The sequence below is a fragment of the Ruegeria sp. ABF4_144 genome (genome assembly GCF_056160045.1).
The window spans coordinates 34,891-51,363 of sequence record NZ_JBSWWK010000002.1; the positions used below are offsets into that span (position 1 = coordinate 34,891).

The 16,473-nt window shown below is 55.7% G+C and carries 15 protein-coding genes; 9 read left to right on the top strand and 6 right to left on the bottom strand.

Features of this window, described 5'->3' with window-relative positions; translation table 11 throughout:
- Positions 1-302 precede the first annotated feature (302 nt).
- The 3 genes from ACXAGD_RS18580 (at position 303) to ACXAGD_RS18590 (ending at position 4,360) form a co-directional block, all read left to right on the top strand.
- Positions 303-1,103: a DUF1353 domain-containing protein gene (locus ACXAGD_RS18580; RefSeq protein ID WP_475212758.1), complete on the top strand. Its 801-nt coding sequence runs from the start codon at positions 303-305 to the stop codon at positions 1,101-1,103.
- A 638-nt stretch (positions 1,104-1,741) separates the two neighbouring features.
- The gene (locus ACXAGD_RS18585; RefSeq protein WP_475212759.1) at positions 1,742-2,848 is read left to right on the top strand and encodes an NUDIX domain-containing protein; all 1,107 of its coding nucleotides are present in this window, start codon (positions 1,742-1,744) and stop codon (positions 2,846-2,848) included.
- Between the two features lie 93 nt (positions 2,849-2,941).
- Complete coding sequence (locus ACXAGD_RS18590; RefSeq protein WP_475212760.1) at positions 2,942-4,360, top strand: nicotinate phosphoribosyltransferase; 1,419 nt, start codon at positions 2,942-2,944, stop codon at positions 4,358-4,360.
- 122 nt (positions 4,361-4,482) lie between these two features.
- Here the strand turns inward: ACXAGD_RS18590 and ACXAGD_RS18595 are convergent, their stop codons facing one another.
- The 5 genes from ACXAGD_RS18595 to ACXAGD_RS18615 form a co-directional block, all read right to left on the bottom strand.
- Complete coding sequence (locus ACXAGD_RS18595) at positions 4,483-5,118, bottom strand: glutathione S-transferase (protein WP_475212762.1); 636 nt, start codon at positions 5,116-5,118, stop codon at positions 4,483-4,485.
- 116 nt (positions 5,119-5,234) lie between these two features.
- Positions 5,235-6,002, bottom strand: coding sequence for a heme ABC transporter ATP-binding protein (locus tag ACXAGD_RS18600; protein ID WP_475212763.1), 768 nt, complete (start codon positions 6,000-6,002; stop codon positions 5,235-5,237).
- A gap of 3 nt (positions 6,003-6,005) precedes the next feature.
- Positions 6,006-7,070: a FecCD family ABC transporter permease gene (locus tag ACXAGD_RS18605; protein WP_475212765.1), complete on the bottom strand. Its 1,065-nt coding sequence runs from the start codon at positions 7,068-7,070 to the stop codon at positions 6,006-6,008.
- Positions 7,063-7,902 (bottom strand): heme/hemin ABC transporter substrate-binding protein, encoded by an 840-nt coding sequence (locus ACXAGD_RS18610; protein WP_475212766.1) that lies wholly within the window; start codon positions 7,900-7,902, stop codon positions 7,063-7,065. The genes ACXAGD_RS18605 and ACXAGD_RS18610 overlap by 8 nt, the downstream gene beginning before the upstream one ends.
- Complete coding sequence (locus ACXAGD_RS18615; protein ID WP_475212768.1) at positions 7,899-8,945, bottom strand: hemin-degrading factor; 1,047 nt, start codon at positions 8,943-8,945, stop codon at positions 7,899-7,901. Before ACXAGD_RS18615 ends, ACXAGD_RS18610 begins: the two co-directional genes overlap by 4 nt.
- 315 nt (positions 8,946-9,260) lie before the next feature.
- Here ACXAGD_RS18615 and ACXAGD_RS18620 point away from each other — a divergent pair, with 315 nt between their 5' ends.
- The 6 genes from ACXAGD_RS18620 to ACXAGD_RS18645 all read left to right on the top strand — a co-directional run bounded on the left by ACXAGD_RS18620 (position 9,261) and on the right by ACXAGD_RS18645 (position 15,257).
- A complete protein-coding gene (locus ACXAGD_RS18620; RefSeq protein WP_475212770.1) occupies positions 9,261-11,300 on the top strand; it encodes a TonB-dependent receptor in 2,040 nt (679 codons plus the stop codon).
- 383 nt (positions 11,301-11,683) lie between these two features.
- The gene (locus ACXAGD_RS18625; protein ID WP_475212772.1) at positions 11,684-12,274 is read left to right on the top strand and encodes a TetR/AcrR family transcriptional regulator; all 591 of its coding nucleotides are present in this window, start codon (positions 11,684-11,686) and stop codon (positions 12,272-12,274) included.
- A complete protein-coding gene (locus ACXAGD_RS18630; protein WP_475212774.1) occupies positions 12,271-12,534 on the top strand; it encodes a hypothetical protein in 264 nt (87 codons plus the stop codon). The genes ACXAGD_RS18625 and ACXAGD_RS18630 overlap by 4 nt, the downstream gene beginning before the upstream one ends.
- Before the next feature lie 9 nt (positions 12,535-12,543).
- On the top strand, positions 12,544-13,695 hold the full coding sequence (locus ACXAGD_RS18635) for an aromatic ring-hydroxylating oxygenase subunit alpha (protein WP_475212776.1): 1,152 nt from the start codon (positions 12,544-12,546) through the stop codon (positions 13,693-13,695).
- Between the two features lie 16 nt (positions 13,696-13,711).
- A complete protein-coding gene (locus ACXAGD_RS18640; protein WP_475212778.1) occupies positions 13,712-14,185 on the top strand; it encodes a hypothetical protein in 474 nt (157 codons plus the stop codon).
- 13 nt (positions 14,186-14,198) lie between these two features.
- Positions 14,199-15,257 (top strand): 2Fe-2S iron-sulfur cluster-binding protein, encoded by a 1,059-nt coding sequence (locus tag ACXAGD_RS18645; RefSeq protein WP_475212779.1) that lies wholly within the window; start codon positions 14,199-14,201, stop codon positions 15,255-15,257.
- Between the two features lie 106 nt (positions 15,258-15,363).
- Here ACXAGD_RS18645 and ACXAGD_RS18650 read toward each other — a convergent pair whose 3' ends face one another.
- Positions 15,364-16,314, bottom strand: a complete 951-nt coding sequence (locus tag ACXAGD_RS18650; RefSeq protein WP_475212781.1) for an SDR family oxidoreductase — start codon at positions 16,312-16,314, stop codon at positions 15,364-15,366.
- Positions 16,315-16,473 lie beyond the last annotated feature (159 nt).

A 16,473-nucleotide genomic window follows, 5' to 3' on the forward strand; every position in this document is an offset into this window, starting at 1 on the left:
ACCTACCTTTCTGGGCGCAGTGGCAGGTATCCATACCTTCAAACCGGATTAATTGAGATTTCGGCAGCCTTAGATGCCTGAAACGAGAGGAAATTCGGGATGCAGCAAATGTCAGTGTTGCTGGGTGCTGTTGACAGACCGGATTGGGCCGCAGATCAATACTTCAGATCGGCTCTGGCTGTTTGGGAATGACAGGGATTGTGGCAGCTAAATCAGGATTTCACCTGAGAGTACCCGCCTATTGACGATGAAAGAGGGGGTCTGGAAACTGCCTTTGGTTAATTTGATTTAGAGGACAGATTGTGAAACGCCTTGGTTTTTGTGCATTACTGGCTTTGAGCGGCTGTGTCAGCGTTCCTTACGATGATATTCCTCGAGGGGAATTTAGCGGCCTTGTAATGGTCGTGTGGGTCGGCCCCAACGATGCATCCTTTCTTGGGGACGGAGAGTTCTTGTACGTGCCCGTAAAAGGTAGAGAACTGACTTTTGTTCGAAGCGACGCTGCAAATCCTTCCGGAAACAGCAAAGTGATCCAGCCCAAAGCCTTCTATACCGACGGTGGTTCAGTTCCACGCGTTGTTCAATCCGCAAGAGGGTTCAATGCGTGGGGATATGGACCAGCCTACATAATTCACGACTGGATTTTCGTTGCGAAGAAATGTTTGAACGATGCTGATTTACCGGATCATGATCAGTATTTGAATGATGAGGTGATGAAAATCTCGGAAATGCGTTTTCGAGAAAGCGCCAGTATCATGGGCGAGACGATCAAAACTCTGGTTCGGGATAACGATATCGATGACGGTGACTCATTCTCGGGTCCGGTGATAACCAGTATTACTTCTGGTCCGGTCACACGAAGACTTTGGAATGAGACTGGAAAATGTGTGGGAAACCAAGTGAAACCCGAACATCAAGCTGTTGTTGATGAGCTTTCCGGCACCGGCGTTCAGGCATTGCGTCAATCTGAATCAGTTCTGATCGAGCGATCGGCCACGTTTCTGAGGAAACTTGAAAGCGCGTCATTCGAAACGCGCGTCGACCTTGGGGACGGATTAACCGCCTTTGCTTACGGTGTGGCGTCGCTTGATACGGTTGACTAGGGAAGGGCACATCCGCTTCACGAGGCGTCAACGTTTTAAGTTCTATTCCTCTCCCGGCGATATCTACAAGGGTGGCAAACCCAAGTCGGCGGTGGCTCATTGGCATCGCTGAGGCTGCTCTTAAACAATCGTGTGATTGGGTACCATTGTCTTCGTCCAATCCCTGGCGGTCATAGCCTCGGTTGGGGTTCAGATCGTAAGTCCGTATTCGTATTCCCTGTCAGTGCCAAGAATAAAGTCGGCCTAGATGTTCAGCATGCACTGCACCATCCACAGGCCAAAGACAGCAGTTGTGTTTGGAAGTCTTTGACCGAATAGCCCATATCCGCGTAGACGCTGATGTGTTTGCTAACAAACTCATGAAAACACTCGGTCAGACCGAACTGCTTTTCCTCAAGTGTCTCTGTCCGCAACCGAAGCAAGGCTCAGAATATAAACGATTAATGATCTTGTTTGAGCGAAGCATGATCGTAATGGAACGACCCGGATTACCTTGGAAAATGGCAACCAAGGGCGGACAGAAACACACTGTTTCAGACACATTTGTCAACCTCAGATTGACTGACGAGTCGCGGGGGCGTATTAAAGCTGCGTGCAAGGAGGTCTTGCACACAAATTGATAACGCGGAGGTCGCGCTATGACACAGGTCACGCTTTCAGTGATCATTGGACGGTTTCAGCCTTTTCACAAAGGGCATCGGAAACTGTTCGACCATGCTTCACACATCTCAGATAAAACACTGGTTCTTATTGGCTCTGCTTTCCGTCCGAGAACGGAGAAGAACGCGTTCAAATGGACCGAACGGGCAGAGTTCATCTCGAATGCGATGACAGCTGCGGGGCACCAGTCAAAGATCACCTGTCTGCCCCTGATCGACACGCTTTATGACGACAAGACCTGGGCGGGGAATGTGCGCACGGCGATCGATCTGCACCTGCGGACCGAAGGGATTGCGCAAGCCAACGTCAAAATAGTGCTTGTTGGTCACGACAAAGACGAGAGCAGTCGGTATCTGCGTTGGTTCCCTGAGTTCGACGCCGTTTCGGTTGAGGCCGAACGCTGCGGCAGCACTGTTTTAAACGCTACAGATATGCGGGCAGGGTTGTTCCTTGACAAAACACCCGTTGCGAAATTGCGCGAGACCTTCGGGGATCTTGAAACCGATCAGATTGTGTCCTGGATGGAGCAGAACCCGAAAGCCGTGGCGCAAATTCGTGCGGAGGCTGCGTATAATCAGGCTTACCGCGCAAACTACAGAAAAGCAGTCGCTGCTTTTGGCTATGAAATCCCCGCTGATTGCGCGGACGCCGTTGTGGTGCAGAACGGGCATATCTTGTTGGTCGAACGGGGAAATGCGCCGGGTAAGGGGCTTTTTGCATTGCCCGGGGGGCACCTTCAGAAAGAAACCGCTCAGGAAGCGGCAATCCGGGAGTTGATAGAGGAAACCCGCCTCAACATCCCGCGTAAGCTTCTTGAGGGCCGGATCGCTGCTCGGCAGGTGTTTGATCACCCTGAACGTTCGGAACGGGGTTGGGTGCGCACCGAAGCCTTCAAGTTCGAACTGATCGACGGCAAGGCGCAGGAAAAGGTTAAAGGCGCTGATGATGCTAAACGCGCGTTCTGGATGCCGGTCAACCAACTGACCCCGGATGTTATGTTCGAAGACCATTTCGACATCATTCAGGCTTTGGTGCCCAATGTGCCCTTTGCCTACTCCTCGGTTCTGATGAGCCGCATGCACTGAATTTACAGGCCCATTTGGCCTGTGATCCCCAGCCCGCCGGGAGGTCCGGCGTGGCTCAACATATCCAATCCAAGGAGGACTGGAGCCATGATGATGCAAACATCACAATTTGCAAACACCGTCGACGCGTGCAATTTCTTGCTGGACACCGACAGCTACAAGTACAGCCACCCCAAGCAATTTCCCGAAGGAACTGAATACGCCTTTGCCTATATCGAGCCGCGCCGTGCGGATGGTGAGATTGATGAGGTTTTGTTCTTTGGCCTGCAGGCCGAGCTTATGAAGCTCGAAGGGCAAGTCGTCACCCAGGCCATGGTGGATGAGGCTGCACCGTTTATCGAGGCACACGGGCTTTCGCTTTATGTTGAGATGTTTCAACACATCATCGATGCGCATGGTGGGCGTCTGCCGGTGCAGGTCGACGCACTGGCCGAGGGAACGATCGCCCCGGTTTCCATCCCGCAGGTCAGGATCGTCAATACCGATCCAAAATGTTGGGCCTTGCCGGGTTTTCTCGAAACTCGCCTGCTGCGCGCGGTGTGGTATCCGAGCACTGTCGCAACCATCTCGAACTTTGTGGTACGCCAAATTCGTGACCGGTTGATCCAGACGGATGGCAGTGACGAAGGTCTTGCCTTTAAACTGCACGACTTCGGCGCCCGCGGTGCAACCAGTGCCGAAAGCGCGGCCCTCGGTGGTGCAGCGCACCTGGTCAATTCGATAGGGACGGACACTGTCGGGGGGCTGGTTTTGGCTCGGAATGTCTACGGCGCGGAAATGGCGGGTTTTTCGATTCCGGCGACTGAGCACAGCACCGTAACCACCTTCGGCTTGGATGGCGAACTGGATTTCATGCGGAAGTTTCTGGCTGATAATCCGCAGGGCATCATTGCGTGTGTCTCTGACAGCTATGACCTGATGCGCGCGGTGCGCGACTATTGGGGTAGCGCGTTGCGTGATGTTGTCATGGCGCGTGAAGGTGTCCTGGTTGTGCGTCCGGACAGCGGCGATCCCTTGCAGATCGTGCCCGAGGTGATCGAAGCGCTGATGGAGAAGTTCGGCTTTTCGGAAACCGTTAACGGCTACCGCATCCTGCCTGCGCAGGTGCGTGTCATCCAGGGCGATGGTGTCAACAAGGTCTCAATTGTTCAGATCATGGAGAAGATGATCGAACGCGGGCTTGCGGTCGGGAATATCGCCTTTGGTATGGGGGCGGGCCTGTTGCAGAAACTCGATCGGGATACTTTTTCCTATTCCATGAAAACGTCGGCGATCTGCGTGAACGGAGTGTGGCGGGACGTATTCAAGGACCCGGTGACTGCATTAGGCTCCAAGACTTCGAAAAAGGGGCGACTTGGTGTCATGAAAACCGACAGTGGTCGGTTCGTGGTTCGCCCGCAAGGCAACATACCAACCGGTCATGACGCACTGCGCCCTGTTTTTCTGAACGGTGAGCTCGTTGAGCGTCAATGCTTTGATGCCATACGTAAACGCGTCGGGATCATTGTGTAGGTTGCCTCTGTGCCACTGAAGCCGTCCCGCCCAAGGGGCGGCTTCAATCTGCGCGCAATTTAGCATCTGGTCAGGACGATTTCAGCAAGGACCCCAACTGGTTGCTTGATTATCTGTTTAGGCTAGCCATTGAACCAGATCGTGGTCTCGCCCTCGGTCCACGGTGTGTATTTGCTCATCACCTGCAAAAAGGCATCGCTTTCCAGAAAACGATCCAGCCACGCTGCTAAGTTCTGCCAGCCCTGTTCGTCAAACCAGGCCCGATCGATGTGCGCAAATTGGCGAACAAAGGGCAGAAGCGCGAGATCAGCAAGGGTGGGGCGATCTCCGAATAGCCACGACCGCCTGTCCAGTTGCTCGTCGAGGTTGCGCAAATAGCTTGCCGCTTTGCTGCGCTCCTCTTGGATATTCAGGTCCGGATACCGTGTGGCATATTTTGTGTGATCCAATGCATCCTTGAACGGGCCATCATTGGTAGCGATCAGGTCCCAACCAACTTGAGGCATGTCCAGAAGCTGCTGCGGATCGTTCTGTCCAAGCGCCCAGACCATGATTTCCAGGCTTTCGTCAATGACCTGGTCTGGCAGGTGAAGCGTTGGTACTGTTCCCGATGGGGATGTTTGCAGGAAAGCTTTTGGTTTGTCCCGCAACAGAATTTCACGCAATTCGACTTTGACCCCCGAACTCGCCAATGCAAGCCGGGCTCTTATTGCATACGGGCAGCGGCGGAAGGTCCATAGGATAGGGTCGTTGGCCATACGTGGACTTAGCTGCAATTCAACAGTTTGGTCAAACCCTCCATCTCGCGCCAAGATTTAGAGTACCTGACAATAGCGGGTAAAAGGTAACTTATCCGGACACTCCTGTCGTCATTTCAACTCGCCACTTGCGGCAGGACGTAAACACCATGTTCGGGCGTGCGATTTACAACGATACGACATCCATAGGCCTGGCTGAGCCTATCGTCGCTCAGACTGTCCTGCGGTGCGCCGTGATGCAATATCTTCCCGTCTGACAGAAGTAGGACACTGTCGGCGCACATGGCGGTCAGATTCAGATCGTGCATGACCATAACAACGCCGCCACCAGTGGCGGCGAACTCCTGAACCAGCTGCATCACTTGCAGTTGGTGCCCAATGTCCAGGCTCGAAACCGGTTCATCCAGAAATAGCCAGCGTGCTTCTTTTGACCCGATAGGCTCCCATACCTGAACCAAAACACGCGCAAGTTGGACGCGTTGTTGTTCGCCCCCGGACAATTCCTGATAGAACCTGCCTTCGAACCCGCGCAAGCCAACGCGGGTCAAGGCGTCCAGGATGATCTGATCATCTTGTGCCGGCCGCATTCTGCCCATGCGAACCACCTCAAGCACCGTGAACGGAAAACTCATGGGCGTGGATTGCGGCAACACTGCGCGCATCTCGGACAACTCCACTGCCGAGGCTCGGGCAATGTCTTTTCCATTCAGGGTGGCCTTGCCACCATAGGAAAGATCACCGGTCAGGGCCGCCATCAGGCTGGATTTGCCGGCACCAGATGGTCCAACCAACGCCGTCACCTGTCCGGCTGCCGCTGAAAAGGAGATGTCCTGAAGGATGGTCCTGCGCCCATACTGCAGAGACAAGTTTGAAACGTGCAGCATGGGTTAAAAATCCACAATTCCGCGTTGGCGCAGCAAGATCCACAAAAAGAACGGGCCCCCGACGACGGCGGTGACAATCCCGATGGGCAGTTCGGAGGGCGCAATGATCACCCGGCTGAGTAGATCGGCCAATACCAGCAACGCCGCGCCCAACAATGCGGAATTAACCAGCAAGTAACGATGATCTGGACCGGATACCAACCGCAACAGATGTGGGACAACAATGCCGACAAAACCGATCCCGCCACTGACCGCCACAGAAGCACCCGTTGCAGCCGCTACAACCAGCACGGCGCCAGCCTTCAGGCGTTGAACGCGAATGCCGATATGTCCGGCCGCCGCTTCGCCTAACGACAATGCGTTCAGCCCTTGGGCCAGAAGCGGCGCAAACACCAACGGCAAAACGATCAACGCTCCCGCAATGCTGACCTTGCTCCAGCTGCTGCCTGCTAGTGAACCCATCGACCAGAAGGTAAAATCGCGCAGCTGCGCGTCGTCGGCCATGTAAACAAGGACACCCGTCAACGCCATCGCCAAAGCCGTCAGGGCAATACCTGCCAATAGCATTGTCGCGACCGAGGTTCGCCCGCGCCGTGTTGCGATACAATACAAGAGGATTGTGGTGAACCAGGCCCCGGTAAATGCTGCCAAGGGAACCAGCCAGACTGCGAAACCAGCGGCAAAGCTGAACGTACCCCCCAAAACGATGGCGGTTGCGGCGCCAAGGCTTGCGCCCGCGCTTACGCCTACAATTCCGGGGTCGGCTAGCGGGTTACGAAACAACCCCTGCAACACGGCGCCGGACACGGCCAGCCCTGCTCCGACAAGGCAACCCATGATCACGCGGGGGGCACGGATATCCATCAAGACCACACGGTCCCGAAGGGAAAGCTCCCGTCCGTGAAACAGATCGGATAGGGCCTGCCAAAGTGACGTGCCTGCGGAACCGGTTGCCAATCCGGCAAGCGCGGAGGCGCAAAGGGCAACCAATAAAAACCAGGTCAACCGCCGCGCTTTGGGGCTGCGGTCCCCGACAACAGAAGCGCCGCCAAATGTGCGGTCAACCATTGCCATCGTGCAACTCGGCGGCCAGCTCGGTCACCGCCTGACCGGTGCGGACTGAAAAGCCCAACAATAGCATTCCGTCCATTCGGATTAGCTCACGGTTCTGGCCGGCGGGAGTGGCCGCGATGGCGGGATGGGACAGGACATCTTTATCTGTCGCCGAAACACTGCGCCCGCCCTCCATCATCAGGATCACATCAGGCGCGGCTGTGATGATGGCTTCGTCGCCCAATGGCTTGAAACCATCAAACCCTTGAACCGCATTCACGGCCCCGGCCATTTCGATGATGCCCTGAGCCGCCGTATCCTGCCCGGCTGCAAGAACGCGGCCGCCTTGCATTGTCAGCACAAACAGGACGCGCTTGTCCCCAAGCTCGAGATGCGCGGTGGACTCGTCGATCGCACGGCCCACCTGAGTCGCCAGGTTTTCGCCTTCCTCCGGCACGTCTAAAGCGTCAGCCACCGCCCTGATTTTGGCTACTACTGCTGCCCGGTCATGCCCCATCGGAATGGTTACCAATGGCACCTGAGTTTCAGCCATGACCTCAAGCGTCTCTGGTGGTCCGGCGCCTTCTTCGGCAAGGATCAAGTCGGGGTTAACGGACAGTAGTCCTTCGGCTGACAGTCGGCGAACATAGCCGACATTGGGCAATTCTGCGACTTCAGGCGGGTGGTTGGAGGTACTGTCCCGTGCCACAAGCCGGTGTTCCTGACCCAAAGCATAAATGATTTCAGTGATTGAGCCGCCTGCGGATACGATCCTTTGCGCAGGTTCAGCGCTCAACACCGTTGCAGCAAGGATAAGTGCGCTCGAAAACGTGATTGACTTGATCATGCGGAAACCTCCTCGGGCAGTGCGTCCAGCGACAAGATCAACTCGTTCCAGACCTCGGCCGCTTTTGGCTCGGCCAGTACACCAAATACTTGCAGGATCAGCGCACCATCGGCGTCAAACGCTTCGACCGAGATTGCGTCGCCGCGTTTGGTGGCCTTGGTCGCCTGCCAGACCTCGGCAATATGATCCGAGCGCAGATGCAGGTTGAAGCCGGGGTCCAGCACATTCAGCCACGGACCCATCTGCTTAATTTCTTTGATTGGGCCAGTATGGATTTCAATACAGCCCTGGTTGCCCACAAAAACTATGATAGGCAGGCCGGATTCCGCGGCCTTGTGCAGCACAGTGTCTATGGCCGAGATTTGCAGAGGGCGCACATAGGGTGCCCCCGCCATACGATACGCCCCTAGCCGGTTCAGTTTGAGCTTGCGGACCATCTGCAGAAACTGATGCGTATCTGTGATATCGTCCCAGCCTGCGCGCAGACGATCCACCTTTTCTGGATCAACCTTGGCCGGTTCAACGTGTGCACGGGGAGAAACCATCAGAGCGTCGGACTGATCCTGCAGCTTCAGCACCTCGATTATTCCATCCCATTCTTCGGTCACAGAACTGTCGCGCAAAAAGATCTTGTGAACCGCATCCCCCGCCGCATCGAAGATCTGCAGCGACCGGCGTTCGGTCCCATCTTCTAGCGTTTTGGAAACAGCGAACCCGTGAACCCAGTGACGCGGGAACATGCGCAGATCAATCTCGCGATTGACGACAAGTGCTGCATGAGGGCCACCACGGTAGTCGTCGTAAATGCCAACCTTCTCAATCACGCAGCTTTCGTTGCGGGTCAGGGCCATGACCTCACCCAGCCGGTTTACCAGCGGCATAAGCTGATCCATGTCCGGGTTGATCCGGGTCACTCCATGACCAATATGCGCTGCCACCAGCTGCGCCTCGGTGATGCCAAGTCGATCGGCCAGATCACGTTCGCGCAGCTTTGGCTGTTCCAAACGGGCTGCACGGATTTCAGAAGGGCTTGGATGGGCCATGGTTGTCTCCAATACGTATCAAAGCGCATTTGGCTAGGACCGAGACGACCGGGCTGTGCACTGTTTTTCGCAGTATTCGCCCTTGTCCTAAGCAGTTGAAGCTGTGGCATCAAGGGCACGCGCTGATTTTCTGACAAAATTACTATGGTACTGACATGTCAAGCCCGCTAAAGACACGTCCACATGGGCCGATGTGCACAGATTTGTGTTCGTGCGTCCGTGCAAACACCCAGCACTGCGCGAGGTAGCATTCGAATTTCGCCTGTTTCAGGCGGGTGCATCTCTCACTGCACCACAAGAACTCTGGGGGTTTCCATGAAATCAGCGCTAAAACTCTCTACCGCAACACTGGCACTGGCAAGCGTCACTCTGGTGGCAACGCCACTTTGGGCGCAGGAGGAAGATGACGTCATCCAACTGGATGACATCATTGTAACTGGCACCGGTATTCCAACCGAAGTTTTCCAAAGCCCGGGCTCGGTCACAGTTGTCGACTCCGGCGAGATTCGAGAGATCCCTCCGACCTCGGTTGCAAACCTGCTGTCAGACGTGCCGGGCGTGCAGGTCACCGAGAATGATCTGGACCGTATCCGTATTCGGGGCGAAGAGTCCCAGCGCGTAGCCATCCTGATCGACGGCCAACGCCTGTCGGACCACAACCGATACGGCACACCGTTGCTGGTATCTCCCACCGATATCGAGCGCATCGAGATCGTGCGTGGCCCGTCCTCGGTCGTCTCAGGCAACCGCGCAATCGGGGGTGTGGTAAACATCATCACCAAACGTGGTGCCGATAAACCCGTCGAGGTCTCGGGTACTGCCGGATACATCGGGGCCAATGACGGCTACCGAGCCGCTGCCAGCATCGCAGGGACGGTCAACAATTTCGACTATCGCCTGTCCTATTCCAAACTGGATCTGAACGACCGCAAAACTCCTGATGGCGACCTAGTGCCTTCGAGCAGTGAGGAAGATGGCGTATTCGGCTTCTTGGGGTATCGCTTTGGCAACAGCTATGTTGGTTTTCGGGCCCAGGATTTTGATGCCTCGACCGAAGTGTTCACGGGCAGTCCTGATGCTCAGATCGACCTGCCCAAGCGCGACTTGCGAAAGTACAGCGCATTCTATGAAGGCGAAGACCTGACTTCATGGATGTCTATGTTGAAATTCAGCGTCTATACACAAAAAGTAGACCGGTTGTTTGACAGTACGTTTGTCGGAAGTGGGTTTGCACCAACAGTCAACGCAACGTCAGACGATGAACAGACGACGAGCGGTGTCACTGCAACTGCAAACTTTGAGTTTGCTCCGGGTCATCGATCGGTTGTCGGGTTTGAGTATGATGATGATCGCCTCGAAACCAACAAGGGCTCAGTTGTCAGTTTTGCGGGTCCTTTCCCGCCTCCGATCACAACGACCAGTTTTTACGACGCAACAATCAAAACGGCCAGTATCTTCGGTCAACATGAAGCCACCTTCGGAAACTTCACCGCTACTGTTGGGGCTCGCTATTACAACGTAGATAGCGATCTGGAAGAAAGTACCGTCAATGGTGTTGCACAGCCGGGCCAAAGCAACAGCGACGATCGCTGGCTGGGTTCGGCCGGGCTGGTCTACAATCTGTCGGATACGTCCATCCTGCGCGCAAACATCTCGCAGGGCTACACCTATCCCTCGCTGTCCGAGCTGTACCTGTCGACCTCGGCAGGTGGTCAGGTCATCAACGGCAACCCGAACCTGAAGCCCGAAACCGCCACAAACTACGAGATCGGCGCACGGGTTGATCGCGGGAACTTGGTTCTGGACACCGCTATCTTTTATACAGAGGCCAAGAACTATATCACTACGGTCACCGATCCGACCAATCCCAGCCAACTGATTTACGACAATGTCGACAGCGCAGACAGTTGGGGATTTGAGATCGCGGCTGAGGTTGATCCGGGTTGGGGTGGTGTGCGCCCTTATGTCATTCTGTCGAATGTCACCCGAGAGTTCACCTATGCCAACGGGTTCAGCACCAAAGACAGTGGCACGCCGGAGTGGACGGGTACGCTCGGTGTGCGGTCCGACTGGCAGACCACCAGCCTGTCCGGCACGTGGGATGTGTTCCTGCGGGGCGAAAGCTCGGCCGAGTTGCGGGATGAAGACGGCAATATCGTAAACACCGGCACGCCCACCGGCAGCAACCCGACCGCTGGCTGGACCACGCTGAACTTCCGCGGCAGTCTGGACCTGACCGAAAATGCTCTGCTGACGCTTGAGGTCAACAACATCTTCGACAAGTCCTATCGCGCCAACGATCAGATCCCGGCTGCGGGTCGGAACATCAACCTGTTCGTGACCGCGACATTCTAAGGCGCGGGCAGCACAAGCAAGCCCAAGGGTCGCAGCGCTGACTGCGGCCCTTCCATTCGACAAACCTAATTTAGAAGATTTCCCCCTCCGGTGCCTTACGCGGTGTCGGAGGTTTTGTCGTGTCCCATATGGCGCAGAACCATCAGAAATGTGACCCAAGAAAAAGGGGCCCATTCTGACGATGCTCTCCAAGCGGGTCGGCATAATCAAACGACTCGCCCGAGTTTTCCCAACATAGCTTAGATGTCGTGCCTGCAAACACGCGGCCGGAAACCCGATCGCAGGGCAGTTTTAGTCAATAGTTGGTTCAAAAAGTAAATTGTCACCATTGACAAAATAAGGCCTGCCATTAATTGTCACAAATGACAGTTTATGAGGCCCATATGCCAAGACCTTCAATGAAAGACCAAAGGTCCCACGAGATTCTGGACGCTTACCTCACATGTGTGGCGCGGTTCGGGCTAGAAGGGGCGACACAGGCGCGGATTGCAGAAGAGGCTGGTGTCAAGCGTCCGCTTTTGCGCCACTATCTGGGCAACAAGGATGAAATGATCACAGCGCTGGCCGACTATGTCGTCGCAGGGTTCACTGAATCGCTGGACGGGCTTCGTCAGGCTTTGCCGAACAGGGCGACACCGTCTGATCTTGTGGACGCGCTGTTTGCCGAGGACAGTGGAACCGATCCGCGATTGATGTTGGCGTATCAGGCGCTGGTGACAGCCATTCCGGATCGACCGGATCTGAGGCAAGACCTGATGGCCAGCCTCACCGAATTCTTTGATATGGTCGAAGATATCCTGAAGCGCGCGACCCCGGATGCGCCGGATACAAGCATTCGTGCGGTGACACAGGGAATCTCGGCAATCTTTGTCAGCATGGACGCCTTGTCCCCGCTAGAGCCACCCGCAATTTGGCGCGCAGAATTGAAACTGGCGGCCTCTTTGCTGGCCTCGACCCTGGAGGTCACGCCATGAGCAACGCCAGAACAGCAAACTACGTCGCGCTGCCCATCCTGTTGGCAGCCACTGCGCTGGGTCTCTATTGGGTTTGGGGATTGCTCTTTGTTTGGTGGATCGTGCCGACAATTCTGAACGGTCAGGCCTTTTTGGTCTTTGAGATCAACCGCACAGAGGATCCGGTGTTGTATTGGGCCATCGTCGGCCTCTGGGCTGCGCTGGGTTTAATGATGATCGCCGCCAGCCTGTTTCCCCAATACGCCCATCTGCTTGCCTGAGGTGTTGAGATGACAAAAATGTATCACCATCTGCCGGTCGAGGCTTATACCGCGCAAGACTGGTTCGACCGTGAGCAACAGTTGATCTTCTCGCGCACTTGGCGGTTCGCGGGACTGGTCGAGGATATCGAAGGTCCGGGGCACTATCTGTCCGTTCAGGCAGGTCTGAACAACCTGTTCATTGTGATGGGCCGCGACCACCGCCTGCGCGCCTTTCACAATATCTGCCGCCATCGGGGGACCCAGCTGATCCGAGCGGTTGGCAAGACCCAAAAGGCGCTCACCTGTCCTTATCACGACTGGACTTACGATTTGGAAGGCAATCTGATCTCGGTGCCCGATGAGGCATCCGAGTTCCCGGGCGGTGTCGATAAGTCCTGCCTTGGCCTAAAGCGGGCCAGTGTAGATGTCTGGCGCGGCATGCTGTTCGTGCACCCCGATCCGGACGCGCCGACCGTGGCAGAGTGGTTCGGGGCGGTCGACCCGCACCTTGGCCCTCACAAGCCCGAGGAACTTGTCGAATATACGGAAGGTAGGAATACCTACGAGATCAAGGCCAACTGGAAGATCGTTGTTGAAAACTACATCGACGTCTACCACCTGAGCCATCTGCACTCGAATACTTTGCACATGTATGACCACGCCAAGGCCGAATACGGATGGCAGGGGCCGCACTATCATTTTTGGGAACCCCCGTCGCCGGATTATGCAAAAAATCACGAAGACAACATTCCGATGCCGCGAACGATCCCTGAACCGCATGTCGGTGCGTGGGTTCCGATGTTGTTTCCCGGAATTGGCATCGGTGCCAGTGAGGAAAGCTGGAACCTGTTCATCATCACTCCACTTGCCCCTGATCTGACGCGGATCGAGAACCGCACCAAACTGGCGAACGTATCGGATTGGGCGTTTCAGAAACAACAGTGGAAAAGCTGGGGCTTCTGGAAGGATTTCGGCGGTGCAAAATACCAAGGGGATGATGCGGCTGGCGAAGACGATCCGATGGCATCCGGGGATTTCACGGCCGAGGATATCTATGCCTGCGAACAGCAGCAGAAGTCTCTGAAAAGCCCATACCTTGAAATCGGTCCAGCCGGGATTGGTGAAAGCCCGATTACGCAGCACCAAAAAGCGGTGCTGGCGTTCATGCAAGACGATTAGAATGCGGATACTGATCATGAAACCAGTACAAGCTACGCTGGTCGGTGTTGCGCTTGCGTCGGGTCTGGTGTTGGCGGCGCAGGCCGACGCACCAGAGGACATCGCAGCCTGCATTTTGCAATCCCAAAACGAGCAAAGCCTGCTGGCTACATGGGATAACTGGCACCCAGACGCCACGCATCGGGTCATCCTCAAATATGGTATGGGGCAAGCGGATGACACCTTCTCATACCGGGTGGCCGATCTGAGTGATGCGGAGGACCCTGAACTTGCCAAGGCGTTGGAAGGCTACACGGAAACTGCACGATCCGCGCCGCAGATTACTGCGCAGTCCGAAGATGGTGTCCGGCACATCATCGCAGTCACCCAAGTCGATTATGATTGGCAGGGATATGCTGGCAAAATGCGTCAAACAGATGAGTTTGTCTTTGAACCCTATCTGGGTGGGACGGTGATCCGGTCCTTGACCACCACATACGATTACCGATGACGGGGGGGTCCTGATGCAACGTGACTTTCATCCACTGACAGTTTCCGAGGTCCGAAAGGAAATCGGGGGCGCGGCCATCAGTGTTATCTTCGACATCCCTCCGGTCCTGACTGATCTGTTTAAATGGGTAGCCGGGCAGCATCTGACGGTCAGGTTTCTGATCGACGGAGAAGAACACCGGCGCAGTTACACCATCTCGAACCCTCCGGGGTCCGCGCTGCGCATCACTGTTAAACGCGTCAAAGGGGGGACCGTCTCGAACCATATAGGCGACACACTGTCGGCAGGGGATAGGGTCGACGTCATGCCACCTTTCGGGCAGTTCACCTTGACGCCCGGAGCCCTGAAACGCCGCACCCACTATTTCTTTGGCGCGGGCAGTGGCATCACGCCGTTATACGCAATGATCAACACCGTTTTGGCGAATGAGCCTCATTCCGTGACACATCTGATCTTTGGTAATGCAAACGCCGACAGCATTATCTTCCGCGAGGAGTTGGACCAGTTTCTGGCGCAGTACCCACAGCGGTTCACACTGCGCCATGTTCTCTCCCACCCTTCTTTGCTGAGTTGGTTCAGCCCCTGGCGCACTGGTCGGCTGGATGCCGAAGCCGTTCTGGACGCAATTGCCGAAACGCCTCCGGTTGCGCAGGATGCTCAATACTGGATCTGTGGCCCCGGCAGCATGAATACCGATCTTCGGGCAGCCCTGCAAAACTTGGATGTACCCGACGGCCGCATTCACTCAGAGAGCTTCGGCGGCGATACCGAAAGCGATCTGAGCGTATCCGGGATCGCAGCCACGGCCCGCATTGAGTTGAATGGCGCATGGCATGACGTCCCGGTCGCGGCAGGTCAGACGTTACTCGAAGCTGCCCGATCAGCAGGGCTAAACCCGCCATTCAGTTGCCAATCCGGAGTGTGCGGGGCCTGTATGGCACACCTGACCGAAGGAACTGTCCATATGCGGAACCGCGTTGCACTTGAGGATGAGGATGTTTCCAAGGGGCTCATTCTGTGCTGCCAAAGTGTTGCGACGCAAAAGAGTGTTGCGTTGCGGTTCGACGACTAATTTTCAGACGGCGATCCGATGCAATTCCACCCAAACAGATGCCGGTCTTCGAAATTAAATAGACGCCCCAAATGGAACAACGGTGGTGGGGCTGCGGGACGTGAACTCAAAGCCTCCAAGTGAATCCGGTTGCAGTTTCAGACACGTCCCACAGCCTTGCCATGGCCGCCTTGTCGTAGGCGTGGGAATGCAGCGTGCCTTTGCCGACTGCGCCGGTGAACTCTAAAAAGCCGGTCGGACCATAAAGTGCACGTTGTTCCAGCCCGTCCTCTGTTGCACACATGACTTCGGGCCACGCGCCTTTTTCGGCCGATTGCACGATCGGCAGGACTGACATGACGCTGAACATAATCCGCGTTTTCAGATCGGCGCTGGTTTTTACAAGTGAGGTGCGCGAGGCACCGGGATGGCAGACATAGACCTCAACGTCGGTTCGGCCTGCTGCGGCCAGCCGGTCCTGCAACTCATAGGCAAACATCATCTGCGCCAGCTTGCTCTGACAATATGTGCGGTTCTGGTGATAGTTTTTGTCCCAGTTCATATCGTCGAACTGTATGGCCTTGATCCCCATATTATAGCCAAGGCTGCTGACCACGACGATCCGGCCCTGCGACGCTTCGATCCGTTCAAATAACAGCCCGCACAGTAGGAAGTGACCGTAGTGGTTTGTTCCGAGCATGCTCTCGTGGCCATCTTCGGTAAATTGTTGCGTGGGGACCTGGGCGATGGCGGCATTGCAGATAAGGGCGTCGATGCGCGGAACTGACTTCAAAACCTCAGCCGCGGCGTCGCGCACGCTGGCGAGCGAGGCGAGGTCCATGCGGACAAAAGAAACGTCGGCACCACTCCCGAATTCGTTTTGCAGTTCTTTGACGGCGGTGTGCGATTTCTCGACCGAGCGGTTCAGCATCACCACCTTGGCGCCTTTGTTCAGAAGCGTTCGCGTTGCCTGAAACCCAGCGCCAGCCGTTGCACCGGTGATGAGGTAGGTCTTTCCCTGAAGGTTTGCGAGGCGCTCTGGGGTCCAGCCTTTGGGTCCAAACGTCGTTTCGGCCATGGTCCTTGTTCCTTGTTGCCTCGGCGTCCACGCCGCGTGGTGTGCGTTTCTGATCTCGAGTTGCAGATAGATCCCTCACAGCTGTCCGTGTAGGCCAAAAAGTCACAAATACTTGCCTGATTGTATCAAGTTGGTTGCTATTGTCGGTTTGAGGCCTCT

Excerpts from the sequence above, each read along its gene's own strand:
- ACXAGD_RS18585 (WP_475212759.1), top strand. The coding sequence starts at position 1,742 with ATGACACAGGTCACGCTTTCAGTGATCATTGGACGGTTTCAGCCTTTT.
- ACXAGD_RS18645 (WP_475212779.1), top strand. The coding sequence starts at position 14,199 with ATGCAACGTGACTTTCATCCACTGACAGTTTCCGAGGTCCGAAAGGAA.
- ACXAGD_RS18595 (WP_475212762.1), bottom strand. The coding sequence starts at position 5,118 with ATGGCCAACGACCCTATCCTATGGACCTTCCGCCGCTGCCCGTATGCA.
- ACXAGD_RS18615 (WP_475212768.1), bottom strand. The coding sequence starts at position 8,945 with ATGGCCCATCCAAGCCCTTCTGAAATCCGTGCAGCCCGTTTGGAACAG.
- ACXAGD_RS18640 (WP_475212778.1), top strand. The coding sequence starts at position 13,712 with ATGAAACCAGTACAAGCTACGCTGGTCGGTGTTGCGCTTGCGTCGGGT.
- ACXAGD_RS18620 (WP_475212770.1), top strand. The coding sequence starts at position 9,261 with ATGAAATCAGCGCTAAAACTCTCTACCGCAACACTGGCACTGGCAAGC.
- ACXAGD_RS18605 (WP_475212765.1), bottom strand. The coding sequence starts at position 7,070 with ATGGTTGACCGCACATTTGGCGGCGCTTCTGTTGTCGGGGACCGCAGC.
- ACXAGD_RS18635 (WP_475212776.1), top strand. The coding sequence starts at position 12,544 with ATGACAAAAATGTATCACCATCTGCCGGTCGAGGCTTATACCGCGCAA.
- ACXAGD_RS18630 (WP_475212774.1), top strand. The coding sequence starts at position 12,271 with ATGAGCAACGCCAGAACAGCAAACTACGTCGCGCTGCCCATCCTGTTG.
- ACXAGD_RS18610 (WP_475212766.1), bottom strand. The coding sequence starts at position 7,902 with ATGATCAAGTCAATCACGTTTTCGAGCGCACTTATCCTTGCTGCAACG.
- ACXAGD_RS18650 (WP_475212781.1), bottom strand. The coding sequence starts at position 16,314 with ATGGCCGAAACGACGTTTGGACCCAAAGGCTGGACCCCAGAGCGCCTC.
- ACXAGD_RS18625 (WP_475212772.1), top strand. The coding sequence starts at position 11,684 with ATGCCAAGACCTTCAATGAAAGACCAAAGGTCCCACGAGATTCTGGAC.
- ACXAGD_RS18600 (WP_475212763.1), bottom strand. The coding sequence starts at position 6,002 with ATGCTGCACGTTTCAAACTTGTCTCTGCAGTATGGGCGCAGGACCATC.
- ACXAGD_RS18590 (WP_475212760.1), top strand. The coding sequence starts at position 2,942 with ATGCAAACATCACAATTTGCAAACACCGTCGACGCGTGCAATTTCTTG.